This window comes from Candidatus Poriferisocius sp., assembly GCF_965219815.1.
Classification (GTDB): domain Bacteria; phylum Actinomycetota; class Acidimicrobiia; order Acidimicrobiales; family Bin134; genus Poriferisocius.
This window is the reverse complement of the sequence record NZ_OZ244791.1, coordinates 1455949-1480228: the sequence shown is the minus strand read 5'-3', so window position 1 is coordinate 1480228 and position 24280 is coordinate 1455949. Positions and strand designations below refer to the sequence as shown.

The 24280-nt window shown below is 63.2% G+C and carries 28 protein-coding genes; 16 read left to right on the top strand and 12 right to left on the bottom strand.

Translation table 11 applies throughout. From position 1 onward, the window contains the following. The first annotated feature begins 30 nt into the window (after window positions 1-30). The 4 genes from ACOQPI_RS07105 to ACOQPI_RS07090 are packed head-to-tail and all read left to right on the top strand — an operon-like array spanning window position 31 to window position 2708. On the top strand, window positions 31-579 hold the full coding sequence (locus ACOQPI_RS07105; RefSeq protein WP_420618978.1) for a 2-oxoacid:acceptor oxidoreductase family protein: 549 nt from the start codon (window positions 31-33) through the stop codon (window positions 577-579). Beyond that, window positions 576-839 (top strand): 4Fe-4S dicluster domain-containing protein, encoded by a 264-nt coding sequence (locus ACOQPI_RS07100; RefSeq protein WP_420618977.1) that lies wholly within the window; start codon window positions 576-578, stop codon window positions 837-839. Before ACOQPI_RS07105 ends, ACOQPI_RS07100 begins: the two co-directional genes overlap by 4 nt. Then, entirely contained in the window at window positions 836-1906 is a 1071-nt protein-coding gene (locus ACOQPI_RS07095; protein WP_420618976.1) for a hypothetical protein, read from the top strand. Before ACOQPI_RS07100 ends, ACOQPI_RS07095 begins: the two co-directional genes overlap by 4 nt. Window positions 1907-1919: 13 nt before the next feature. Beyond that, window positions 1920-2708 carry a thiamine pyrophosphate-dependent enzyme gene (locus ACOQPI_RS07090; protein WP_420618975.1) on the top strand — a complete coding sequence of 263 codons (789 nt, stop codon included), beginning with the start codon at window positions 1920-1922 and terminating at the stop codon, window positions 2706-2708. On the opposite strand, the gene ACOQPI_RS07085 is transcribed toward ACOQPI_RS07090, so the two are convergent. Next, window positions 2705-3436, bottom strand: coding sequence for a tyrosine-protein phosphatase (locus tag ACOQPI_RS07085; RefSeq protein WP_420618974.1), 732 nt, complete (start codon window positions 3434-3436; stop codon window positions 2705-2707). The genes ACOQPI_RS07090 and ACOQPI_RS07085 overlap by 4 nt on opposite strands. Window positions 3437-3589: 153 nt before the next feature. On the opposite strand from ACOQPI_RS07085, the gene ACOQPI_RS07080 reads away from it, so the two are divergent. The 7 genes from ACOQPI_RS07080 to ACOQPI_RS07050 all read left to right on the top strand — a co-directional run bounded on the left by ACOQPI_RS07080 (window position 3590) and on the right by ACOQPI_RS07050 (window position 9696). After that, window positions 3590-4099 (top strand): hypothetical protein, encoded by a 510-nt coding sequence (locus tag ACOQPI_RS07080; protein ID WP_420618973.1) that lies wholly within the window; start codon window positions 3590-3592, stop codon window positions 4097-4099. A 490-nt stretch (window positions 4100-4589) separates the two neighbouring features. After that, a complete protein-coding gene (locus ACOQPI_RS07075; RefSeq protein ID WP_420618972.1) occupies window positions 4590-5165 on the top strand; it encodes an LPXTG cell wall anchor domain-containing protein in 576 nt (191 codons plus the stop codon). Between the two features lie 74 nt (window positions 5166-5239). Further along, window positions 5240-6067 (top strand): enoyl-CoA hydratase/isomerase family protein, encoded by an 828-nt coding sequence (locus tag ACOQPI_RS07070; RefSeq protein ID WP_420618971.1) that lies wholly within the window; start codon window positions 5240-5242, stop codon window positions 6065-6067. Continuing rightward, entirely contained in the window at window positions 6067-7062 is a 996-nt protein-coding gene (locus ACOQPI_RS07065) for an NADPH:quinone oxidoreductase family protein (RefSeq protein ID WP_420618970.1), read from the top strand. Before ACOQPI_RS07070 ends, ACOQPI_RS07065 begins: the two co-directional genes overlap by 1 nt. Before the next feature lie 63 nt (window positions 7063-7125). Continuing rightward, complete coding sequence (locus ACOQPI_RS07060; RefSeq protein ID WP_420618969.1) at window positions 7126-7380, top strand: type II toxin-antitoxin system Phd/YefM family antitoxin; 255 nt, start codon at window positions 7126-7128, stop codon at window positions 7378-7380. Further along, window positions 7380-7814, top strand: a complete 435-nt coding sequence (locus tag ACOQPI_RS07055; protein ID WP_420618968.1) for a PIN domain-containing protein — start codon at window positions 7380-7382, stop codon at window positions 7812-7814. Before ACOQPI_RS07060 ends, ACOQPI_RS07055 begins: the two co-directional genes overlap by 1 nt. Before the next feature lie 118 nt (window positions 7815-7932). After that, window positions 7933-9696, top strand: a complete 1764-nt coding sequence (locus tag ACOQPI_RS07050; RefSeq protein WP_420618967.1) for a hypothetical protein — start codon at window positions 7933-7935, stop codon at window positions 9694-9696. Here ACOQPI_RS07050 and ACOQPI_RS07045 read toward each other — a convergent pair. Together ACOQPI_RS07045 and ACOQPI_RS07040 are read right to left on the bottom strand one after the other, a co-directional pair. Beyond that, window positions 9693-10589, bottom strand: coding sequence for an IS3 family transposase (locus ACOQPI_RS07045; protein ID WP_420618059.1), 897 nt, complete (start codon window positions 10587-10589; stop codon window positions 9693-9695). The genes ACOQPI_RS07050 and ACOQPI_RS07045 overlap by 4 nt on opposite strands. Then, a complete protein-coding gene (locus ACOQPI_RS07040) occupies window positions 10586-10870 on the bottom strand; it encodes a transposase (protein WP_420618060.1) in 285 nt (94 codons plus the stop codon). The genes ACOQPI_RS07045 and ACOQPI_RS07040 overlap by 4 nt, the downstream gene beginning before the upstream one ends. A gap of 345 nt (window positions 10871-11215) precedes the next feature. On the opposite strand from ACOQPI_RS07040, the gene ACOQPI_RS07035 reads away from it, so the two are divergent. From ACOQPI_RS07035 to ACOQPI_RS07025, 3 genes are read left to right on the top strand one after another with little or no spacing between them, the layout of a single operon-like run. Then, a complete protein-coding gene (locus tag ACOQPI_RS07035) occupies window positions 11216-12088 on the top strand; it encodes a hypothetical protein (RefSeq protein WP_420618966.1) in 873 nt (290 codons plus the stop codon). Further along, a complete protein-coding gene (locus tag ACOQPI_RS07030) occupies window positions 12085-12819 on the top strand; it encodes a hypothetical protein (protein WP_420618965.1) in 735 nt (244 codons plus the stop codon). Before ACOQPI_RS07035 ends, ACOQPI_RS07030 begins: the two co-directional genes overlap by 4 nt. Beyond that, complete coding sequence (locus ACOQPI_RS07025) at window positions 12816-14159, top strand: DNA cytosine methyltransferase (RefSeq protein ID WP_420618964.1); 1344 nt, start codon at window positions 12816-12818, stop codon at window positions 14157-14159. The genes ACOQPI_RS07030 and ACOQPI_RS07025 overlap by 4 nt, the downstream gene beginning before the upstream one ends. Before the next feature lie 18 nt (window positions 14160-14177). On the opposite strand, the gene ACOQPI_RS07020 is transcribed toward ACOQPI_RS07025, so the two are convergent. The 4 genes from ACOQPI_RS07020 to ACOQPI_RS07005 are packed head-to-tail and all read right to left on the bottom strand — an operon-like array spanning window position 14178 to window position 16538. Next, window positions 14178-14645, bottom strand: coding sequence for a universal stress protein (locus ACOQPI_RS07020; RefSeq protein ID WP_420618963.1), 468 nt, complete (start codon window positions 14643-14645; stop codon window positions 14178-14180). A gap of 14 nt (window positions 14646-14659) precedes the next feature. After that, window positions 14660-15448, bottom strand: coding sequence for an SDR family NAD(P)-dependent oxidoreductase (locus ACOQPI_RS07015; protein WP_420618962.1), 789 nt, complete (start codon window positions 15446-15448; stop codon window positions 14660-14662). A 2-nt stretch (window positions 15449-15450) separates the two neighbouring features. Next, entirely contained in the window at window positions 15451-15873 is a 423-nt protein-coding gene (locus ACOQPI_RS07010; RefSeq protein ID WP_420618961.1) for an ester cyclase, read from the bottom strand. A gap of 35 nt (window positions 15874-15908) precedes the next feature. Beyond that, window positions 15909-16538, bottom strand: a complete 630-nt coding sequence (locus ACOQPI_RS07005) for a cysteine hydrolase (RefSeq protein WP_420618960.1) — start codon at window positions 16536-16538, stop codon at window positions 15909-15911. A 162-nt stretch (window positions 16539-16700) separates the two neighbouring features. Here ACOQPI_RS07005 and ACOQPI_RS07000 point away from each other — a divergent pair. Then, a protein-coding gene (locus ACOQPI_RS07000; RefSeq protein WP_420617741.1) for an IS3 family transposase occupies window positions 16701-17833 on the top strand; the annotation gives its coding sequence in 2 pieces (ribosomal slippage) (window positions 16701-16959 and window positions 16959-17833; 1134 coding nt in all). A gap of 26 nt (window positions 17834-17859) precedes the next feature. Here the strand turns inward: ACOQPI_RS07000 and ACOQPI_RS06995 are convergent. Genes ACOQPI_RS06995 through ACOQPI_RS06975 form a run of 5 tightly spaced genes read right to left on the bottom strand, consistent with a single transcriptional unit; the run spans window position 17860 to window position 22525 of the window. Beyond that, window positions 17860-18534, bottom strand: coding sequence for a trypsin-like peptidase domain-containing protein (locus ACOQPI_RS06995; protein ID WP_420618959.1), 675 nt, complete (start codon window positions 18532-18534; stop codon window positions 17860-17862). Then, window positions 18524-18877 (bottom strand): nuclear transport factor 2 family protein, encoded by a 354-nt coding sequence (locus ACOQPI_RS06990; RefSeq protein ID WP_420618958.1) that lies wholly within the window; start codon window positions 18875-18877, stop codon window positions 18524-18526. Before ACOQPI_RS06990 ends, ACOQPI_RS06995 begins: the two co-directional genes overlap by 11 nt. A 45-nt stretch (window positions 18878-18922) precedes the next feature. After that, on the bottom strand, window positions 18923-20146 hold the full coding sequence (locus ACOQPI_RS06985) for an acyl-CoA dehydrogenase family protein (RefSeq protein WP_420618957.1): 1224 nt from the start codon (window positions 20144-20146) through the stop codon (window positions 18923-18925). Between the two features lie 52 nt (window positions 20147-20198). Then, window positions 20199-21350 carry an acyl-CoA dehydrogenase family protein gene (locus ACOQPI_RS06980; RefSeq protein WP_420618956.1) on the bottom strand — a complete coding sequence of 384 codons (1152 nt, stop codon included), beginning with the start codon at window positions 21348-21350 and terminating at the stop codon, window positions 20199-20201. Continuing rightward, entirely contained in the window at window positions 21350-22525 is a 1176-nt protein-coding gene (locus tag ACOQPI_RS06975) for a steroid 3-ketoacyl-CoA thiolase (RefSeq protein ID WP_420618955.1), read from the bottom strand. The genes ACOQPI_RS06980 and ACOQPI_RS06975 overlap by 1 nt, the downstream gene beginning before the upstream one ends. A gap of 80 nt (window positions 22526-22605) precedes the next feature. Between ACOQPI_RS06975 and ACOQPI_RS06970 the strand changes: the two genes are divergently transcribed. Next, window positions 22606-24273: a class I adenylate-forming enzyme family protein gene (locus tag ACOQPI_RS06970; protein WP_420618954.1), complete on the top strand. Its 1668-nt coding sequence runs from the start codon at window positions 22606-22608 to the stop codon at window positions 24271-24273. Window positions 24274-24280: the final 7 nt, after the last annotated feature.

Here is a 24280-nt window from a genome sequence, read left to right as displayed (position 1 = left end):
GGTGTCGAACCGGCCAGTCACGCAGAGTCGATGAGCTCCGGGGAGCGAGAGCTGATGCTCACCGGGATCGGCGGCCAAGGGGTGCAACTGGCCGCCCAGGTCATCGCCCAAGGGGCGACCGTCGACGGCAAAGAGGTGCTGGTGTTCGGCAGCTATGGCGGCATGATGCGGGGTGGAAACACCGACAGCACGGTGGTGATCAGCGACCAGCCCATCGAGGCACCCCCGGTGCTGTCGACCACCTGGTCAGCCATCTTGATGCATCACCAGTACTGGACCCCCCTGCGAGAGCGCATCCGCGACAACGGTTTGGTGCTGGTCAACGCATCGGTATTCGAGGACGAGCTGGACGCGGACCGCTACCAAGTCGTAGAGATCCCCGCCACCGATGTGGCTACAGATCTGGGCAACCCGCTGCTGGCCGCCATGGTCATGTCCGGGGTGTACGGACGGAAGTCCGGGCTGGTGAGTCTGCACGGACTCACAGAAGGCATGCGCCGTTCGGTGCCGCCCTACCGCAGCCAGCTCATAGAGGCCAACGAGGGGGCGCTGGCTGCCGGCTGGGAGATGGCAGCGTGAGCACCATCACTGTTCGGGGCACCGTGGTCATCGACGTCGAAGCCTGCAAGGGGTGCGACTTGTGCATCGATGCCTGCCCACCCCGGGTCCTGGAAATGACCGACTACGAGGTCAACACCCGCGGCTACCGCTACCCCCGCCTGCTGGCCGGTTGTACCGGCTGTCAGGCTTGCGCCCAGATCTGTCCCGACTTCGTGTTCCAGGTGTACAAGTACGACACCCCCCTCGAATTGCCCATCGGCGAGGGCACCCATCAATGAGCGACCGGTCGCTGCTGGAGGGATCGGAGGCCATAGCCCGTGCTGCGGTGGCCGCTGGCTGCCGGTTCTTCACGGGATACCCCATGACCCCGTTCACCGAGCTGCTCGAGCACATGGCCTCCCTGCTGCCCGAGGTAGACGGCGTGTGCATGAACGCCGAGAGCGAGTTGGAAGCAGTGGGCATGGCCTGGGGGGCGGCCACCACCGGCCATATGGCCGCCACCGGGTCTACCGGCCAAGGGCTGTCGCTGATGCAAGAGTCTCTGTCGGAGATCACCAACGCCCGCCTGCCGCTGGTGGTGTTCAACATGGCCCGGGGCCAGGGCGACTACTTCCAGGCCACCCGAGGCGGAGGCCACGGCGACTACCGCCACATCGTGCTGGCCCCCATGGACGTGCCCGAGGCGGTGGAGTTGACCCGGCTGGCGTTCGAGTTGGCCAGTCAGTGGCGAACCCCGGTGATGGTGCTGGGGGACTACTACTTGGCCCACACCTACCAAGCGGTATCGGTGCCCCCCATAGAAGGCGCCGCCCCCGAAGTGCCCGACTGGGCCCTGAACGGGTCTTCGGGGGGGTCGGGGTCGGCCAAGATCATCTCCCCGTTGGGCGGCGGAGTTGAGGGCGAGGAGGGATTCGACTTGGGCGCCCACTACGCGGCGTGTGCGGCCCACATCCAAGAGATGTCCGCCGGAGTCGACCCGCTGGTGGACATCGGCTTCTGCGAAGACGCCGAGTTGGTGGTGGCCGCTTACGGCTCGGTGGGCAAGTTCGTGCGCTACGCCTGTCTGCGACTGCGCGACGCCGGTCACCGGGTGGGCTACGTGAGGCCCATAACCCTGTGGCCGTTTCCTTCGGAGGCCGTACACACCGCGGTAGCAGGTTCGGCCAAGGTGGCGGTGTACGAGCAGAACATGGGCCAGATGGTCGACGATGTGCGCTTGGCTACGATGGGGGCGGTGCCAGTGGAGTTCATCGGAGGCCCCAGTTGGGACCACTCTGGCTTCGGGATCGGACCCGACATCAACGTGCCTGATATCTCCGAGCGCATCTTGGAAGCCCTTACATGAGGAAACACGGGCCATGAGCAACGACCAGATCTTCATCTCCACCGACACGCCGCCCGCTGAGCCCGCCGCGTTGGTGGACGACTTCACCCCCACGCTCATCACCCAGGCCAATCACCACCTCTGCCCGGGCTGCGGTGAGCCCATCGCCATCCGGGCCGCCATGGAGGCCATCGAAGAACTGGAACTGGCCCAGTCCACGATCACGGTGTTCGGCATCGGCTGCTACACGGCCTTCGCCCACAACCTCGACGTGGAGGTGGTGCAAGCCCTGCACGGCCGGGCCCCGTCGGTGGCCACAGGCATCAAGCGGATGCTGCCCGATGGATTCGTGGTCACCGTCCAAGGCGATGGCGACATGGTGAACGAGGGTCTCCAAGAGGTGCTGCACGCCGCCGCCCGGGGCGAGAACATCACTTGTTTACTGCTGAACAACGGGGTGTTCGGCGAGACCGGCGGCCAGATGACGACAACCACCACCCTGGGCCAGCGCACCAAGACCTCAATTGAAGGACGCGACCCCCACCAGCACGGCCACCCGATTCTGCTTTCCGATCTCGCCGCCACCATGGACGGCGCGGCCTATGTCGCCCGGTGCGCCGTGAACAACGCCGGCAACGTGGCCCGCACCAAGCGCTACATAACCAGGGCCTACGAGTCCCAGATGGCCGGGGCCGGATTCAGCCTGGTGGAGATCCTCACCATGTGCCCCACCGGCTGGTTCGTCGACACCCTGGAGGGCCCCGACTACCTCCAAGACACTCTCGCCCCCGTCCACAACATCGGCGAACTGAGGACTCCCTAATCCAGCAGCAGTTCCCGTAAGGCCTGTCGGTGCTTGCCGTCTAGACCCAAGCCGTCGGTCCAGTACTGGTCGAAGGTGCCCCAGGTATCGGCCAGCACTCTCATCTGCTCGGCGAAGTAGTCCTCGTGTACCGACATGAGCGGCATCATCAAGTCGCCATAACGGCCGGGAACCACGTGCTGGTTGGTCTCCAGGTAGTGGTCCACCACCTGCTGCTCCGGAACCCCCACGGCCAGCAGCAGAATGCTCGCGGCCCAGCCGGTGCGGTCTTTGCCCGCGCTGCAATTGAACAGCACCGGAACCGCTCCCGGCATCAGCAGCCCTTGAACAAATCGTCCGAATTGACCTGTCCGCACTGGGTCGCTCACCGACCTACCCGACGCCTCCTTCATCCACTGGAAGGCCTTTCCATTGCCGAAACGCTCTTCTAGTTCCTCGGCGCTCAGCTTGGAATAGTCGGTCCGAAGCCCTGACTGGTTCGCCGGGTCGACCATCGGCAGCGAGATCTGCTCCACCCCATCGGGCAGTCGGTTGGGACCCTCCACGGCAAGGTCGCCCTGGTTTCGGAAATCAAAGACCGTGCGAATACCCAGCTCAACCAGCCTGTCCAAGTCTGCGTCGGAAGCCTCAGCCAAGTGGGCCGACCGATACACAAGCCCTGTCCGCACCCGCCGACCGTCCACCGTGGTCTGGCCGCCCAATGGTCGGAAATTCCGCACCGAGTCCACGCCGGGCACACTAGCCGGGGAACCTCAATGTCCCTGCGCTCACGGCATGCCTTTCGGAATAAATGACATCAGCGTCTGTAGAGGCTAAAGTCTGACCTCAATTATCCGAGTAGGGGCCGGCCGACCATTGGCTTGGTCCAAGGAGACACAACTATGACCAAGACTAAGTTGATTTTCGTTGGGTTGGCAATGGCGCTGGTCGGTTTCTTGTTCGCCGGGTCCGCCTCGGCACAGGACCAGACGCTGACCGCTGATCCGGCCTCTGTACCCGAGCCCGGCACTTACGACTTCACGTTGACGCCCACTGGCTTCACCACATCTGCCACAAACCTGGCTATCTGCAACACAGCAGACCCCGGGCCTGATGGATGGGGACAGGCCACACTGATGCAGTTCTGCGGCGGTTTCGGTAGCCCGCAAGATGCTACCAGTGGCGACCCCATCTCAGTGGAAGGTGTGGAAGTCACCGATGCTGGTGTCACGTTCCTGATCTTTGAGCTCGTTCCAGACGGCGAGGCGGCAAACATTGCCGTAGAGATCGGCATGGACGACATGCTGGCTGACACTGGCGTGGAAACGTCGCTGTTGGTGATCATCGGTGCGGGCATCGCCCTTGCCGGTGTGATGGTGTTTGGTCTCAGCCGCCGGCTGCGCACCCTGTAACACCACCTCCTGAACTGAACACTCGGTGCCCCGGGCCTTCGGGTCCGGGGCACCGGTCGTTTTTAGCCGCATCTGACATATCACTGTTCACTTTCAAATAGGTGACACAAACGAGATGCCGCGCTAGGGTTTTGCAACTTATCGGAGTAGGGGCCTGGACTGGTGTCGGCTCGGCCCAAGGAGTTGTGTCATGACCAAGACCAAGTTGGTATTCATCGCGATGGCAATGGCGCTTGTCACCTGGATAGGAGCAAGCGCCGCATCTGCACAGGATGGGCCTACCGCTTCTGCCGATCCGGCATCGGTTGAAGCGGCTGGAACTTACTCAATAACCCTGACCGGTTCCGGTTTCATGGAGTCGACGACCGTGAGTGCAGCGGCCTGTAGTACTGGTGATCCTGATGCGATCGACGCAACTACCTTCGTCAGCCTATGCCCCCTCTCCGGTACCCCGGCTACTGATAACGGAGATGGCACATTCAGCGTCACGATGGAAGACGTAGAGATCGGTGAAGACGGAATCGTCTTCTGGATGGGCAACCCAATTCAGCGCGACGTTGTCACAGTTGCCGTGACTGTCGGAGCAATGGACGACATGGGCGACGACATGGGCGACGACATGGGCGACGACATGGGCGACGACATGGGCGACGACATGGGCGACGACATGGGCGACGACATGGGCGACGACATGGGCGACGACATGGGCGACGACATGGGCGACGACATGGGCGACGACATGGGCGACGACATGGGCGACGACATGGGCGACGACATGGGCGACGACATGGGCGACGACATGGGCGACGACATGGGCGACGACATGGGCGACGACATGGGCGACGACATGGGCGACGACATGGGCGACGACATGGGCGACGACATGGGCGACGACATGGGCGACGACATGGGCGACGACATGGGCGACGACATGGGCGACGACATGGGCGACGACATGCTGGCTGATACCGGCTCGAACACGCCGCTGCTGGCCATCGTTGCTCTCGCAGTGGTGCTCGCCGGTGCGATGGTGCTCGGCCTCAGCCGTAGGCTTCGTACCCAGTAACACCACCAACTGATCAATACACTCGGCGCCCCGGGCCTTCGGGTCCGGGGCGCCGGTCGTTATAGGGTCAGGTCATGTCCTACGAGCTGATCCTGATCGATGATCCTGCGCCTCATGTCCGGCGCATAACGCTGAACCGGCCGGAGAAGCGCAACGCCATCAGCACCCCCATGAGGAAAGAGCTATTGGCAGCCCTCCAAGCCGCCGATATCGACGACGGCGTGCGGGTGTCGATAATCCGGGGAGCAGGTCCGTGTTTCTCGTCGGGCTACGACCTGTCCGACTCGCTCATGGATGATCCGCCTCATTACACGGCGGGCGGCGATGGGCAGTGGTCCCGCCATGTAACCGACAGCTGGCTGGCCATCTGGGAACTGGCCAAGCCAGTCATAGCCCAAATCCATGGCTACGCCTTGGCCGGAGCGTCGGAGCTGGCCGCGGCCTGCGACTTGGTCTATGTGGCCGACAACGCCGACATCGGCCACCCGGTAGTGCGGGTGCTGAGCCCGCCCGATTTCAACTACCACCCCTGGCTGGTGGGATTCCGCAACGCCATGGAGATGATGCTCACCGGCGACTCCTACTCCGGTACCGAGGCGGCGGCCATGGGATTCGCCAACCGGGCCTATCCCGAGGCTGAACTGGAAGAGCAGGTGCTGGAGATGGCCCAGCGGGTGGCCCGGGTCCCGTCCGATCTTCAACAGATCAACAAGCGCAGTGTGCATCGGGGCATGGAGGCGATGGGCACTCGCAACGCCATCCGCACCATGTCGGAGTACCAGGCCCTGGCCGGCAATGTGCCGTCGGTGCAAGATTTCAAACAGCGGGCCTTGGAGAGCATCAAGTCGGTGGTGGACCGCCCCGCCGCGGCCGGTTCAAGTGCCGACACCAAGGGAAGCTGATGCGGATTTGGCGACAACATGAGCTGGGCGACCCGGTCGAGCTTCTCCAGCTGGAGCAAGTCGACCCCCCGGAGGCAGCCTCCGGCCAAGTGGTGGTGGATGTTGAAGCGGTGGGGCTGACATTTGTGGACTGCCTCATGGCTCGGGGCCTCTACCAAATGGAGACCAAGCTGCCGTGGTCGCCGTGTACCGAGGTGGTGGGCCGGGTACGGGAACTCGGCGACGGGGTTGACCACTTGGCCGTCGGCGACCGAGTGGTGGGTATCGGCGGTGGGTCACTGGCCGAGCAGACTGCGCTGCGGGCCAGCGGCGTTCACAAGCTGGCCGAAGGAGTAACGGCCGGAGCAGCCGCCGCGGCGCTAGTGAACTACGGCACATCGTGGTTCGCCCTCCACGACCGAGGGCATTTGGCCGAACGCGAGACCTTGCTCGTTCACGCCGGAATGGGCGGAGTGGGCTCGGCTGCGGTGCAGCTCGGCCTGATCGCAGGCGCAAGGGTCTTCGCCACCGCCGGCGGCCCGGAGAAAACCGCCCTGCTCAAAGAGATGGGAGTGGAACTGGCCATCGACTACCGGGAAACCCCCGATTTCGTCGACTTGGTGCGGGCCCACACCGAAGGCCGAGGAGTGGACGTGTGCTTCGACCCGGTGGGGGGCGACGTGTTCGACCGGTCCCGCCGGTGCATGGCGTGGGACGGCCGGCTACTGGTGATTGGCTTCACCAGCGGACGAATCGCCGATGCCCCCACCAATCACATCTTGTTGAAGAACTACTCCGTGGTCGGCGTCCATTGGGGCGCTTCGGTGGGTCGCAATCCCGAGCCGTCAGAACGAGCCCGACAGGAGATATTCGCCCTCCTCGAAGAAGGCAGTCTCGATCCCCCGGTATTTCCCCCCTATGCCTTTGAGGATGTCCCCACCGCCCTCGACGCCATCTACCAGCGCCGCACTTGGGGCAAGGCCATCGTGGAATTGCATAATGACGCGCCGAATTAGAGACCCGAAGAGCTAACCTAAATTGTGGCTACATTGATAGCCACTACTGTAAGGAGTCCGGTCATGCGCTCGGTTGGAGTCAGGGAATTCAGGGATCAAGCCACCACGCTGATGAAGCTGGGGGAGACGATCCGCATCGAGCGCCATGGCAAACCGGTCGGATTCTTCGTGCCGGTCCCAAAGCCAAAGCACAATCGCCGAGAAATCGACGAATCGCTTGATCGAGTAGGCGAAGTAGTCGAGCGAGTATTAGCCCAAACGGGCCTGAATGAGGAAGACCTAGTTCGTGCCCTTGTGCCCGAAGACCAACAGGGCTGATGCTGCTGGTGGTCGACACCAGCGTGTTGGTGGGCGACCTACTGAGAATCAAGGGAAGGCAACGCCTGAGTGACCCGCGGCTAGATCTTTATCTGCCAGAGCAAATGCTGGCAGAGGCCCACGTAGAGTTGCCCCGCCGAATAAGAGCCTTCTCAGACTCTGCCGGACTCAACCCCGATGAACGAGATGCCCTGCTCATGATCTCTCTTCAAGCCATCGACAACAACCTGGCCGTGGTTGGGTCAGAGATCTACATGCCGTTCAGAGACGAGGCTCAAGCACGCTCACAACGCGATCCCACCGACTGGCCCGTGGTTGCCTGCGCCCTGGCCCTGAGCGCGGCCGTGTGGACCAACGACAACGACTTCCTGGGCACCGGCGTGCCGACCTGGACGACCCAAAGCCTCCAAATCTGGCTGGATCGCCACAACTGAAGACCTCCCCACTACAACCAGCTCAACTGAATCGTCGAACTCCTTAGGAACGCCTGGTCTCGCATGCTCTGTTAAAGTCATCCCATGGCCGGATGCACCTGGCCGGGGGTGAGAACTGATGCAAGAGTGGGTTTGGGAAGAGTTTGACCCCAGCCGAACAAGCACCTCGGGTGACATCTCCAAGCTATTCCGCAACGAGCCGGTCAAAGAACCTGGCGTGTTCGTCCTCAACGCTCCACCGTCAAACGCGACGGTGATGGCTCGCGAGGTCATCCAGAACTCATGGGACGCGGCTCTTGAGGCTCAGGCACACAGCAATGATCCCCCTCTTGATTTTGAGCTGCTATTCGACTTCAAGACCGCCTCTGGCTTGGATAAGGCCAATTTGATCACCGCTCTCGCCCTGAACCAACTCGCTCAACGAGTCCACGACTATGAGATACAAGCTGATGAGTACCGCAGGCGGGACCTCGGCTTAGCCGACCATCTTTGCCTGGATGAGTTGGATTCCCCTTCGCGCACTCTTCCGCATCTGGTGATCAGCGAGACCGGCACCACCGGCATGTACGGGAGTTGGGAGAGCGGTGAATCGCGAATGTACCTGGCTCTAGCCACTCTTGGGTGGACACCGAAGAGAGAAGGGGGAGGGTCCTATGGCTATGGCAAGGCCGGTTTAATCCGAGGATCAGCCACCCGCACTGTCATTGCCTACACATGCTTTCCTGAACGGTCTGAGGAACCTGGGGTAACCAGGCGTCTATTCGGCATGACCTATTGGGGTGACCACAAGTTGGAAGAGGGCAGGTTTACAGGATTCGCCCGTTTCGGTGAAGGGACTGACGGTGGCAACATCGTCCCCTATCTGAACGAGAAAGCCGATGAAGTTGCTTCTTCCCTAGGTCTTTCACATCGCAGCCCCGAGCGCAGGGACAGCACGGGCCCAGGCACCACGTTCCTTGTTATCGAACCGCTTGTAGAGGCTGAGGACCTTCAGCGGGCGGTTGAACGCTACTGGTGGCCTGCACTGGAGGATCCATCCATCGAGTTTTCTGTGGCGATCAGCCAGCCCAACGGACAGATACTCCATCCAAGACCCCGGCGAGATCCGGTGCTCCGTTCGTTCATCGAGGCTTACGAAACGGCCACCGTGTCCCAGGACAACACCCACCCTTTCAAGCGTGTTCACAGGCTGCAATCAATCGGCGACTTCTCCTCACCCGGGATGCTCGGGCTAGTTGTGAACCCGGACGACTGGTCTTATCCCCACCAAACTCAAACCGAAGCCCCCAACCTCACCGACCACCGTAGCCTGGTCGCGTTGATGCGAAAGCCCCGTATGGTGGTGGAGTACTGGAACGCGGGCAGAACAATGCCTTTCGTTCGGGGAGCGTTCATCGCAGACAACTCCATCGACGACGCTCTACGCGACACCGAGCCCAAGAGTCATGATGCCTGGCAGACCAAGTCCGATGACGACTCCGACACCAGTACTACCGCGGCCAACTATGAAGCGGCCCGCATATTGCTCGATCGAATAAGGAGGCATGTCAACAAATTCAGAGATGAGCTCAAACCACCGCCTCGGCCACAAGAACAAGTGCGCCTTCCCGAATTTGACCGCATCATGGCCAAGATCATGAGAGGTGCGGGCCCGGGTAAGCAGGGACCTGCCCCTGAGCCCCGACCGGTGACCATCCACTTGACCCCGATGGCTGAACCGGTGGACAACAAACAGGTGCGAGTCACTGGTCAAGCTGAGTTTGCCTTGAGCGACAACTACGACGGCGACCACTCAACAGCTCTCATCCGTCTTCGCTATCTCTTCGACGAGGATGGCCGTTCCGGTGATCGGGCCGAACTGGGGATTGAGCTTCCCCCCTAATCGTGGAGAGTTTGTTTTTGAGGGTCGGGGTTGTGGGCCTGTTCGTATTCTACGGGGCTGGTCATTCCGATTGCGGAGTGGAGGCGGTGCTGGTTGTACCAGGTGTGGACCCATAGGGTGATTTCTCGTCGGGCCCGGGCTCTGGTGGTCCAGGCTCGGCGTGAGATGAGCTCGTGTTGGAGGGTGGAGAAGAACGACTCGGCCGGCGCGTTGTCCAGCGCGTTGCCGGTTCTTCCGGTGGACCGTGAGATGCCGAGCCGCCGGCAGGCGGCGGCGAAGGCTTCTGAGGTGTATTGCGATCCCTTGTCCGAGTGGAAGATGACGCCTTTGACGTTGCCGCCTCTGGTGGCGACCGCGGTGTTGATGGCCTGTTTGGCCAGCTCGGCGGTCGGGTACCGGTCGGAGGTGGCGAAGCCGACCATGCGCCTGGAGTAGAGGTCCTCGACGGTCGCGAGGAACACCGGGCCCTCGGCGGTGGGAACCTGTTTGAAGTCGCCGCACCATTTCTGGTTGACCCCTGTCGCGCTGAAGTCGCGGCCCAGAAGGTCTGTGGGGGCCGCATGGGAGCTGTCGGGGCTGGTGAGGCCCTTTTTGCGTTTGGGGCGGGCGCACAGGCCCTGGCGGGCCATCGAGGCCTCCACCGTCTTCTTCGACACCGACAGGCCATCGCGTCGCAGCCGGGCGCGCACCCTGGGCGACCCGTAGGTGCCGTCCGATTCGTCGAACGCCTTTTTCACCTCGGCGTCCAGCGCCCGGCGACGCCGCTGCCGATCGGTCAGCGGCCGGTCGAGGTGCTTGTAGAACGTGGATTCCGCCACGCCCAGCGCTCTGCAAGCCACAGAGTGAGGCACACCGTGGTCGGTCCTTTGGGCCGCGATGAACCCTGCGGTCACCGCGTCGCCTCGTTGACCCAAAGGACCACGGATCGTTTGAGCACATCACGCTCCATCTCCAGCTCGGCGACCCGGCGGCGCAGCCGGGCCAGCTCGGCCCGCTCGTCGCCGCTCAGCCCGCCCGAGCGCTCGTCTCGGTCCCGGCGCACCCAATTCCCGAGCGTGCCCTCGTTGACGCCGAGCTCCCGGGCGACGTGGGCCACCGGCCGGCCGGTCTCCTTGACGATCCGGACAGCCCCATCACGGAACTCCCGGTCATAATCTCTTCGCGGTCTGGACATAGCTCCTCCTTATAGAGCATGTCTCCACGAAAAGGGGGGAACCTCAGGATCAAGGCTCCTGTGGGATTCGACGCCATCGAAGACCCGGGCACCTTTATCGGGATGCTCCACCGAGACAGTCCAGCCACTTTTGAGTTCGCCAGCAATCCGCACCTCGCACTTTGGGCGGGCACGGTCTTCGCAGAGGCTGACCTGCTACCCAGGGATTCCGTCGCGAGCGAATAGCAGATGTACAAGGAGACCCGCCCTGTTCGGCCATTCTCAGCTCCCGTTGAGTTCCATCGGGCACTGGAGGGCGTGCGATTCCACATGGGCGACCAAATCTGTGAGCCTGACCAAAAAATCGTGGTGGGCCCGCATGAGGAATGGCTGCGAACTAAACCCGAACTGGCCTGGGCGACCGGCGAATCCGAGTTCACCGACTTCAAGAAAGCGCTGGCCTCTGGCGTGGAAGAAACAGGATGCGAACCCGCCTCCCTGGGCCTTGTCGTCACCGCCTACACCAAGTACCTGAGGATTACCGACATCCTGCTGTGCCATAGCTTGGACGATCTCGACACGCTCCCCCGCACACGCGAATTCGCCGGCGTTCACCGTACCGCTGCACTGCAAGCCAGTACCCACGGCACGGTCATCGTTGCATATGTGGCGCTGTTGGCCGACCAACCACCTGTCCCGCTCAAGCCTTGGCGCAAAGGAACATGGCTGGCCAAAGTCGGCTTCCGACTCGAAACCGAGATCGCCAAGGAGATGTTCCGGCCCACGCCGCTCGACGATGACGCCCGACAGCGGCTCAACCTCCCCAAGGGCACCGTCCGCTACTTCAGTATCGGCGAACACAACCCACTTGAGCCCTACGACGAGAGCGAACAGCCCGAATTTTATGTAGACACGGACCTGTTGACTCAGATTGATCACGCAGCCAGTTCCCCTGTCGGTAGGGCTCTCCAAACCCAACTGGCTTGCGACTTCATATCCGGCGTAGTGCTGGCCTGCACAGACCGGGCCGATGAGCTTGAGTGCGCCACCTGGGAGACCCTCCAAGACTCCCTTCTGGGCCGGATCATCGGGCTCATCGCCGGGTCTGGGTCTGATGCCGCTCGCCGCAATCAGCTCATCAACGACGCGCGCTCCAAGCCAGCCCGCCTCATCGCCCTCGCCGAAGATGCCCTGCGAGTGCGAAACACCCTGCTCGACTCATTCTCGGAGGACTCGTGAGGTATCCAACGCTGACATTGAGCGCTTGTCGAGAACTTGCCGAAGAGCGGTTGAACTCACCAGATCATCAACCCAACATTGAGGCTCAGTGGATAGGGGAGGGCAATGAACTCAACCTCGGCCACCTCAAAGAGGCGTCGAATAGGTGCTCGAAGCTAATTGACGAAAACCGCTCGGTGAGCGACAAGGATCCGATCGAGGGGGAGGCAGCAAAGCACCTCTACAACGCGCTCCGGCCCGCACACGAAATCGATATGCCCGTTCCTGTTCCGGTACTAGACGACCCCGGCTTCTGGCGTTACCTGAGCATTGACTATTTCTGGGACTTCATCGCTTGGAGAGAGAAAAAGCCGTTTGAGAACGGCAACCATATGAAGTACATCGACGGAAGAAACCAAGCGGAGTGTGTCCTACTCCGGATGTTCCTGAGAGTTGCGGCTTTGGGAGGTGCTGAACATGCTGATCTTGCTTACCATCTCCCCCGCGCCATCGACTTCTGGCGCAGCCATGTGATACGGGTCCGTACCGCCACCGCACCCACTCTGACTAGGGCAATGGTCAAGCAACAGGCCGCCGACCGCCTTATGACTAGTGACTTAAGGGAGTTCGCCAAACGGGTCAATCGGACTTGGTCCAATATGCTCTTGAACCTCCACAGCCAACCTGAGGCCGAAGACCTCTTAAGGGAATTGCGGACCGGATTGGGTAATCACGACGAGGAGCAGCATTGACCGTCTCCAACCCACTTCAAACGCTGGGCAACCAGCATCTTGGTGATCTGCAAGCTGATCAGAGCTTCTACCTTGATGCCGACCGGCTGGTCCGCCGACTCAGGCTGGGGTCGCGGGTTGTCGAGTCATCAGTAAAGGTGCATCCAGGCGATGAGAGAACCGCACAACTAGATCCGTTGGGAGTGTGGTGGACCGCCTATTTGGAAGGGCAGCTTCCTTCGCCAGCCGAAGTCACCGACCGGCTAAGTGTCGCCGACCTGTTCTGCGGATCGGGAGGGCTGGCGCTGGGCACCCGGCTGCTGGCCGCGGAAATGGGTCTCAGCCTGGTGAACGAGGTGATTGTGGACTCCGATGCCGACGCCACCGCGACCCTGGCCGCAAACCACGATGTGCGGGTTCGCCGCACCGAATCAGTTACCTCCCTGGTTGACTTCCGAGTGCGGGGAAGCGGCCATAACGCAGAGTTCACTTATCGCCCTGAGTTGCTTGACGACCAAGTGGCAACCGCCGCTCAACGGGCTGACATGCTCACCGCCGGTCCACCGTGCCAAGGCCATTCCAACCTAAACAACCGCTCTCGGCGCTCGGACATGCGTAACCACCTCATGCTCACCGTACCCGCATTCGCGGTAGCCGCCGGGATTGAACGCATTGTGATCGAGAACGTTCCTGCTGTGGTTCACGACGACGCCAGCGTGATTGCCACGACCAAGGCGCTCTTGGCATCGGCGGGATATCGAGTGACCGACGGCGTACTGGCTTCAGACAAGTTGGGCTGGCCTCAAACCCGGAGACGGTACTTCATGGTGGCATGCCTCAACGCCGAGCCGACCCCATTGGACACAGTGGCAAGCTGCTTGGCAGACGAGAAGCCCCGCACCCTTGAGTGGGCGCTCAGCCATCTTGACAACTGGCCCATTGACGACACCGATCCGATGGATCAGCCGACGGAGCATAATCAGGAGAACCAGAGGCGGATTGATTGGCTGTTCGACAATAACGAGTACGACTTGGCACTATCGGAGCGACCCGAATGCCACAAGGACGGCACAAGCTACACATCGGTGTACGGAAGGATGAGGCCCGATGAGCCTGCTCCTACCATCACGACAGGCTTCACAACGCCGGGGCGAGGCCGCTTTGTCCACCCCACAAATCGCCGTACCCTGACCCCTCGAGAAGCGGCGTTGATCCAAGGGTTCCCCCTTGACTACCGCTTCATCACCGAGTCTGGGTCATCACCATCTCGGACCCAACTTGCCAAATGGATTGGCGACGCAGTGCCTATGCCTTTGGGTTATGCGGCTGCGCTGAGTGCATTAGCAGCGACATCAATTTGAATCTCCAGCCAACAGCCATTAAGTCGGCAGGTCGGGGCGGACGATCACCACGGGGCAGCTGCCGTGCTGGGCGATCTGCTGGCTGACCGAGCCCAAGAGCAGGCCTCGGAAACCACCCCGGCCCCGTGAGCCCACAACGAGCATGGCCGCATTGTCTGACTCGGCGATCAGCGTGTCGGCGGCCCGGCCACGAATCATGCGGCGCCTGATCTCCACCCCTTCGATGTTCACCTCGGCCAGCACCTCATTGATGATGCTGTCCTGCATTCGCTTGACCTCGGCCTCCAGGTCAATGGGATCCAGCGGCACATAGTTGAAGTCGGGCGAGGCTGGCACATAGGTGGTGGAGTAGGCGGTCACCACGTCAACGAAGGCGTCGCGATATCGGGCCTCCTTGATGGCCCAGCGAAGGGCGGCCCGGGCCCCGCCCGATCCCTCCACTCCGACAACGATCCGGTTCTCGGGGCCGCTCACTTCGTCTGCCATGTTCACAAGTGTATCTACATCGGGTCGTAGGGGAAGTCGGCATCTACGCCCCCGTCGACCACCAAGGTGCGGCCGGAAATGAAACCGGAGATGGGCGCCGAGAGGAAGAGCACTGCCCCCGCGATGTCCGACGGCACTCCCATGTGCCCCATCGGCACTGCGGCGTTATTGATCGTCTTTCGCTCCTCGTCGAATAACGCCTCCATGCGGGGGGTCAGGATCGTTCCGGGGGCCACGCAGTTGGCCCGGATCCCATGGGGGGCCAACTCGATGGCCACCGACTGCATCCACGCCATCAGCCCGGCCTTGGCCGCCCCGTAGTGGGCATGGTTGGGGGCCGCAGTCAGCCCGCTCACCGAGGCGATGAACACCATCGTGCCACCGCCGGTCTCCTTCATGGCCCGACCGGCGATCTGAGAGATGAGATAGGCATGGCGCAGCACCATGTCGAATTGCCAGTCCCATTCGGCATCATCGATGTCCAGCACCCCGGACCATCCGGAAACGCCCACGATGTCCACGATTCCGTCAATCGATCCCATGGCCTGACCGGCTTCGTCCACCAAGCCCTGTACGTCGTCGCGCTTGGTGATGTCGGCCACCCTGGCAATTCCGCCCACCTCGTTGGCCACCTGATCGGCCCGTTCCTGCTCAAGGTCTACGCAGAACACCTTGGCCCCCATCTGGGCCAGCGCATGGGATGACTGGCGACCCATTCCCTGTCCGGCACCGAGCACGATGAAGCCTTTGCCGTCGAGCCGCATGAGCTGGGCGTAGTCGGGGACGGGTGAGGTATCGGACATGGTCAAGCCTCCAGTTCAGCTTGCTGTTCGGACTGCGACGCCGCCACTTTACGGAGGTGTCGCACCACATCGGCAAAGTCGGAATAGCCCCACTGCTCGACGATCTTGCCATCGGCTAGGCGCACCATTTCGATCATGCCCCACTGGACTGTTTCACCAGTGGGTTCGATTCCCAACAGGGGACCGTTGTGAGTGCCTCCGGCTGTGATCTTGAGCACCACCAAGTCGCCTTCGGCCACAATCTCGTCGATGTGGTCTTGCCAATCGGGAAATGCCGTGCGCCATGTGGCAATCAGACGGCGCATCCCATCAGGACCCGCAGGCCCCGGTCCCACTCCGTGGGCTACGAAGTCAGCGGCCAGCACTTCGTCGAGCAGGTCCACTTGCCCGCCGTTCACGATGTCGCGCACCAACCGCTCAACCACGGACTTATTTCTTGCCGCTGTGGTTGAGATTTCTGTCATTCCCATCGGGCCACAATGTCGTCCACGGTGACCATGGTGGTGAGAAAGGCCATGGTGTTGTCCATCACCGCGTCGCCGTAGTCGGCTGGGATGCCGGCTACCGCGTCGCCGGCCAGCACCACCTGATAGCCAAGGTCAACGGCATTGATCACCAGGCCCATCACCCCCACGTTGAGCGACACCCCGGCGGCCACCACCGTGGTAACCCCGAGATTGCGCAGGGTTTGGTCGAGCGAGGTCCCCATGAACGGCGACATCCCGTGCCAGCGGGCGATCTCGATGTCGGATGGTTGCGGGTCGAACTCCTGGATGACTTGGGCCGACTCCGACCCGATCAAAAGTCCGCCGGTCTGCTCGCTCATCTTGGCCGAAGCGGCCAGCATCCGGCAGTTGGCCACGCTCCCCGCTCGATCTTCCCGGAAATGGGCCAGGCAGTGCACCACCGGCACCTCGGCGGCTCGGGCCCCGGCGCACAATCGGGCCCCGGTGTCAATGGCGCCCCGGTCGAGCATCACATCCCGCAAGCCCCCCATGGAGGCCATATCGCCGATCACCCCCCGCTGGCATTCCATTGTGACCACTGCGGTGTGCATTGGTGACAGAAGCTCGTCCAAGTCCACAGGCATCGAATGAGACTAGCCCCTGGGGTCGTCCCTAGAGAGTCCGACAGGGCGGGGTCGGGAGTGGCTCTCGGTTGATCACGGCAAGGTGGCGTGACCCCCTGAGTTTGGTCCACCTGTTGTGAGAGTTCGTTGTCCAGTGTTGCTGGATGGAGGAGGATCACGACTATGGCGAGGCGAAGGCACACGCCCGAGCAGATTGTGCGCAAGCTGCGGGAGGCCGATCGGCTTTTGGGCGAGGGGGCGGAGATCGCGGATGTGGCGCGGCGTTTGGAGGTGTCGGAGGCGACGTTTCATCGGTGGCGCAATCAGTACGGGGGCCTCAAGGCCGACGACGTGAAGCGTCTCAAGGAGCTGGAGGCCGAGAACGCGCGGCTGAAGCGGATCGTGGCCGACAAGGAGCTGGAGATCGACGCTTTGCGGGAGATCAGCCGGGCAAAATGGTGAGCCCGCCGCAGCGGCGCAGAGCCGTCCGGCTGCTCTGCGAGCGGCTGGGGGTGTCGCAGCGGCGGGCGTGTGAGATCGTCGGGCAGCACCGCTCCACCCAGCGCTACGAGCCGGCCGAGCAGGACCCCGACCGGGACCTGCGGGCCGAGCTGCGCGACTTCGCCGAGAACCGCCCCCGGTGGGGGTATCGGCGGGCCCATGCGGTGCTGGTGCGCGACGGCTGGGCGGTGAACCGCAAGAAAGTCCAGCGCCTGTGGCGCGAGGAGGGCCTTCGGGTGCCGCCGAAGCGGCGCAAGCGACAGCGCACAGGAGACTCCGACGCCGACGCCGGACTGCTCAAAGCCGAGCACCCCGACCACGTGTGGGCGCTGGACTACCAGTTCGACGCGACCGCGGCGGGCCGCAGGATCAAGATACTGCACGTTCTCGACGAGTTCACCCGAGAGTCGCTCGCCGACCTCGTGGACCACAGCATCGACGCGGACGCGACGGTGGCGTGCTTGGACAAGATCGCCTCGGCCAGGGGCCGGCACCCCGAGTTCATCCGGTGCGACAACGGCCCCGAGCTCACCGCCGCGGCCCTGCGCGATTGGTGCGAGTTCACCAGCACCAAGACCAGCTACATCGACCCCGGGTCTCCCTGGCAGAACCCCTGGGTCGAGTCATACGGCGCCAGAATGCGAGACGAACTCCTCGCCATCGAGCAGTTCGACAGCCTCCTCGAGGCCCAAGTACTTGTCGCCGACTGGCAAACCGACTACAACACCTACCGCCCCCACTCCGCGCTCGGCATGCTCACCCCAGCCGAATACGCAGACCAATGGGCAAAAAACAACCCGAAAAAACTCTCATAACACCTGGACCAAAAAACGGGGTCCGGTCAAAGGAACTCGGCGATCTCAACCACATCGAGGGCGTAGCCCTGGTCGCGCCCTCCCCGGGCGACGGCGAACACCATTCCCCACACCTGGCCGTCCACGTTCACCAGCGCGGCCCCCGAATCTCCCGCGGCCAACAGAGAGCGAACTTCGAGTACTCGGCGGTTCTCTGCTTCCTCCCCGTAGAAGTCGCGTCCCTTGGCCCAGATCCTGCGTTTTACCGTGAAGGGAACGAACTCCAAGCCATCGTCGCGATCAACGGTGGCGGCATCACCCAGGTCGGCCTCAGCGGCGACCATCGGCGCCAGCACAATCGGTGAGACATCCAGACCCGACACGGAGATCGCGGCAATGTCCCGACCAGCGTCGAATCCCACTAGCTCTCCGACTACTGCCTCGCCGTTAGGCCCGGTCACAGTGATCTCCTCAACCCCGGCAACCACATGGGCGTTGGTGAGCACCAAGCCGGTTTCGGCGACAAACCCGCTTCCTTCACTGAACTGGCCGCAGGCCGTGCCTTTGATGTGAACCGCGGCGGATCGGATCTGCTCGCGCTCAGCCAGCACCGGCCGCTGCGGTGCATCCAGCGCCCATGTGAGACTCCAACCCAGCAGCAGCCCGAGCGCAGCCAGCCACAGCAGCCACCGCCGCCATTTCTTCAACTGGTCAAACAGCACGCAGATCGTCGAGCGAGTAGTACGCCCGCAGCGAGGTCAGCAGGCCATCGTCATTGAACACGGCCACATCCACCACATCGAGTTCGTAGTCCACCCCGTCGAAGCAGACCTGGGCCACCATCGGTACCGCTGCCTCGTTGCCCGCCACCCGAACCGGCCCGGTCAACACCAGGGTCTCGGCCAGCTCGTTGCCCTCATAGAAGGCCCGTACGGCGTCGATGCCCTGGTGTACCGGCCCGCCCACCGGCACTTGGCACGAACCATCGGGGGCATAGAACGACAAAATGGCCTCCTTATCACCGGCGCTCACCGCGGCGGCATACCGCTCCATCACTCTGCGCATGTGCTGAGCTTCAACCATCGGGCACTCTCATTCAGTTGCTGGCTTTCAGTTGCGTGGGATCTCACTCCACGGAGTGTTCTTGTCCACTCCGGGATCCTTGGGCAGTCCCAGCACCCGCTCGCCCAGGATGTTGCGCATCACTTCAGACGTGCCGCCCTCGATGGTGTTGGCCCGTGATCGCAGGAAGCCCTTGACTGGCGATGGATCGCGATAGGAAGCGCTACCTGACTGATCGGGTCTTGACATCGGATAGCCCTGCGGGAACAGCATGGCTTCCGACCCCATCACGTCGATCAGGCACTCATAGATCCGCTGATTCAACTCGGCCGACACTGCCTTGCCCACCGATCCCTCCGGACCGGGCGTGCCCGCCGACGACAGGGTGCGAGCACGCCAGTTGGTCAACCGCAAGACCTCGGCCTCGGTCCACAATCGCACCACTCGATCCCGCAGCACCTGGCAACTGGCAGGGTCCCGGCCATCGGCTTCGTCCCTTAGGCGCTCCCAAGCCGACACCAAGATGCCGATGAGCCCGCTGCCCCGCTCGGGAACCCCGCCGCCGAGCGCCACTCTCTCGTTCATAAGGGTGGTAATGGCCACATTCCACCCCTGGCCCCGCTCTCCCAGCCGCATGGAGTCGGGAATGCGAACCTCGTTCAGGAAAATCTCATTGAATTCAGCCTCGCCGGTGATCTGGTAAAGAGGACGAACCTCCACTCCCGGAAGCGTCATGTCGAGCACGAAATAAGTGAGGCCCCGGTGTTTGGGAGCGTCGGGGTCGGTGCGAGCCACCAGCATCCCCCATCGGGAACGATGGGCCAGCGAGGTCCACACCTTTTGGCCATTCACCACCCATTCATCTCCGTCAAGCTCGGCCCGGGAGGCCAAACCAGCCACATCGGAGCCGGCGCCAGGCTCGCTGAACATCTGGCACCAGATCTCCTCACCGGTGTAGAGCGGCCGCAGCAGGCGGTGGTGCATCTCCTCGGTGCCGTGGGCCAACACGGTGGGAGCGCCCATGCCAATGCCGATGGGGTTGACGTTCAGATCGTGCCAATACCGGCTGCCCTTGCGCAGCTCCTCGTCCACCACGGTCTGGGCCTTGGGCGACAGGCCGAGCCCGCCTTTGCCTTCGGGGAAGTCCACCCGAGACAGCCCCCGGTCGAATTGGGCGCCTCGAAACTCGTACTGCGTTGCCTCGGCGGGGTCTACCTCAGACAGCAAATCTCGCGCCTTCTGGCGAAGCTGATCCTCAGAAATCTCTGCCACCGTTCGTCCTCTCAGGAATACCGATCGAAGAGCCGCCTGCAAGCATTCATCTCTACGAATACCGATCACGCAGTTGGCGGGCGATCACCATCTTCTGGATTTCACTGGTTCCCTCTCCGATGATCATGAGGGGCGTGTCGCGGAAGTAGCGCTCCACGGGATACTCCTCGGTGTAGCCGTTTCCCCCGTGGATGCGCAGTGCGTCGGAGGCGATCTCAAAGGCGGCCTCAGAAGCGAACAGCTTGGCCATGCCCGCTTCCAAGTCGATGCGCTCCCCAGAGTCATAGCGGCGGGCAGCGTCGTAGGTCATGAGCCGGGCGGCGTGGAGCTTGGTGGCCATCTCGGCCAGCTTGAATCCGATGGCCTGGTGGTCGTAGATGGGTCGCCCGAACGTCTCCCGCTCCTGGGCGTACTTCATGGCCGCTTCCAGGGCGGCTTGCGCTACCCCAACCGCCCGAGCAGCGATGTTGATCCGGCCTAGCTCCAAGGCCGACAGGGCATAGCCCAGTCCGTGGCCGACGCCATCGGGGCCGCCGAGCACGTTGGCATCGGGCACCCGGAAATCGGCATAGGCCATCTCCACTGTCTCCACGCCCTTGTAGCCCAGCTTGGGGATGGTGCGCGACACGGTGAGGCCATCGGTGCCCGGTCCCGGCTCCTTCTCCACGATGAAGCAGGTGATGCGGTCGTCGGGGGTTCGGGCCAAAAGCATCACCATCTGGGCTCGCATGCCGTTGGTCACCCACATTTTGGTGCCGTTGATGACCCACTCTTCGCCGTCGGGCACCGCCCGGCAGCGGATGTTGCGGGTGTCGCTGCCCGCGTCGGGCTCCGACAGCGAGAAGGCCGATCGCACCGATCCATCGCACATGCGGGGCAAGAAGCGATCCCGCTGCTCGTCGGTGCCGTATCGCCCGATCATGGTGGCGGCGATCTTGTGGGTGTTGAGGATGCCGGCCAGCGACATCCATCCCCGGGACAGCTCCTCGATGATGCGGGCGTAAGTGGTGGCGTCCAGCCCCAACCCGCCGTAGGACTCATCGATGGTGGCCCCGAACAGGCCGAACTCGCACATCTGGGCGAACATCGCCTCGGGGAATTCGTCGGCATGCTCGAGATCAGAGGCGTTGGGGATGACCTCCCGATCTACCCAGGCTCGGATCGCACCGACCAGCTCATCGGCTAACTCGACGTCGGTGGGCATCAGAGCCTTTCGATAAGGGTTCCGGTGCCCAGGCCGCCTCCGCAGCACATGGTGATGAGCCCCCACTGGCCGTCGGTGCGCTCCAGCTCGTGCAGCGCCTTGGTTACCAGGATCGAGCCGGTTCCGCCCAGCGGGTGGCCTAAAGCGATGGCCCCGCCGTTGGGGTTCACCCTCTCCATATCAGGCTCGTGCTCGGCGGCCCAGCACAGCACCACCGAGGCGAACGCCTCGTTGATCTCCACCACGTCGATGTCGTCCATGTCCAGCCCGCTTCGTTCCAGCAGCCGATGAGTGGCTGGGATCGGCCCCTCCAGCATCAGCACCGGGTCGCACCCCACCAAGCAGGTCTCGGCCACCCGAGCCCTAGGGGTGAGCCCGAGCTGCTGAGCCCGATCAGCGGTCATCATGAGCACGGCGCCGGCCCCGTCGGAGATCTGCGACGACGACCCCGCGGTGTGGACGCCGTCGGGTCGGGCCACCGGCTTGAGGCCGGCCAGCCCTTCCAGCGTGGTCTCCCGCATGCCCTCGTCCACACTGACGGTGGCTGTTTCATCGGTCTTCTTGCCGTCATCATCCAGAACTGGGGCCTCAATAGGGACGATCTGGGTCTCGAATCGGCCCTCGTCCCAGGCCCGGGCGGCCCGCTGCTGGGAGGACAGCCCGAAGCGATCGCAGTCCTCTCGGGTAACGCCCCACTTGTCGGCCATCCGCTCGGCCCCCTCGAACTGGGAGGTGAACTCGTAGTGGGCGAAGTAGTCGCGGGTCACCGGTCGGCCCACCCCGTCGGCCGACGCGTTCGACCCGATGGGCACAATGCTCATGCTCTCCACGCCGCAGGCCAGCACTGCGTCTTCCACGCCCGACTTCACCAGGCTGTAAGCCAAGTTCACCGCATGCTGCGAGGAGCCACACTGGGAGTCCACTGTGCTGCACGCCGTTTCGGTGGGCAACCCGGCGGTGAGCCACGCGGTGCGGGTCACATTCATGGCTTGGGCCCCGATCTGATCAACGCAGCCACCTACCACCTGGCCAATGGCGGAGGGGTCTATGCCCGATCGCTCAACCGCGGCCGACTGCACCTGGCTGAGCAAAGAAGTGGGATGGACGGAAGACAAACCGCCGTTTCGCTTGCCCACCGGGGAGCGAACGGCCTCAACGATCACGACTTCGGTCATGGCCCCACGATAGAGCCTCAGGCCCTTATTCAGCCCGTCGAAGTCGGTCGGACACCAGCAAGTGGTTAGGGTTTTGAGCCGTGGGTGTTCGAGACGACGTGATTCAAGAGCTGACCGGGCCGGAGGGGTTGTTCGAGCTGACCACCGAGGAGGTCTTGGGTCAGCCGGCGGCGGTTTTTGCCAGCCGGATGCGCTCGCTGCGGGAAATGGTGGCCAACACCGCCAACTTCGGCGACCGGGAGTTCTTGGTACTGGAAGACCAGCGCCACACCTTCAACGACTTCATCGCCCAAGTGGCGGCCGCAGCCACCGCCTTGCAGCAGCGGGGCATTGGCCACGGCGACCGGGTGGCCATCTTCGCGGCCAACTGCCCCGAGTGGGTGGTGTCGTTCTTCGCCGCCACAAGCATCGGCGCCATCGTGTCGGCCTACAACGGCTGGTGGACCGCCGACGAGGTGGACTACGCCACCTCGCTCAGTGATCCGGCCCTGGTGATCGCCGACCGCCCCCGCTTGGAGCGGTCGGGCAAAGGCAATACCGATGCACCGTGCCTGGTGATCAAGGACGACTGGGCCGACTTTCTTGCCTCCGGCGCTGGCGCCTCCCTCCACGAAATCGATGTGCCCTTGGCCGAAGACGACCCCGCGGTGATCCTGTTCACCAGTGGGACAACCGGACGGCCCAAGGGGGCGGTGGCCTCGCATCGGGGACTGATCGGCTTCGTGCAGTCCACCATGATGAACGGAGCGGTACGAGTGTTCACCGAGTTGCGCACCAATCCCCCGGCCGACGACGGCGCGGCCCCCAGCCCCCCGGCCCAGTCGGTGACCTTGGGCACCTCGCCGCTGTTCCACGTTTCAGGGCTGTACGGCACCACGCTGATCGGCATGGTCACCGGGGGCAAGATCGTGTACCGCCGGGGCCGCTTCGATCCCGAGGCGGTGCTCCAACTCATCCAAGACGAAGGGGTCACCGCCTTCGCCGCTTTGGGCAGCATCGGGTCGCGGCTGGTGAACCACCCCGGCTTCGACCGGTTCGACACCTCCAGCGTGGTCAACGTGGGCTTCGGCGGCGCCCCGGCCAGCCCCGCGGTGCAAGACAAGATGCGCCAGGCCTTTCCCAACGCCGCAGCCTCGGTGGGCATGGGCTACGGGTCGTCGGAGTCGGTGGCGGTCATCGCCGGCATCGGCGGGGCCGAATACCGGGAGCGGCCCACCTCGTGCGGGCAGGTGGCCATCGGCTTCGAGGCCGAGATCCGCGGCCCCGACGGCCAGGCGCTGCCCATCGGACAAGAAGGCGAGATCTGGTGCCGCAGCGCCTACACCATGCTGGGCTACTGGAACGACCCCGAGTCCACCGCGGAAACCATCGACTCGGACCGTTGGCTCAACACCGGCGACATCGGCTGCTTCGACGACGACGGCTACCTCTACATTAACTCCCGGGCTCGGGACATGATCCTCCGCAATGCCGAGAACATCTACCCCATCGAGATCGAATACCGACTCGACGCCCACCCCTTGGTGGCCGAGTCGGCGGTGTTCGGCGTGGACCACCCCGAGATGGGCCAAGAGGTGAAGGCCGTGGTGGTGCCCGCCGGAGATGGTGCGGTGGACCCCGACGAGCTGGCCCAGTGGTGCATTGAGGTGCTGGCCCCCTACAAGGTGCCCACCGTTTGGGAGATCAGCGACACTCCCCTCCCCCGCAACGCCGCCGGCAAGATCGTCAAACGGGAGCTGTATTCCTAGGCGGCTG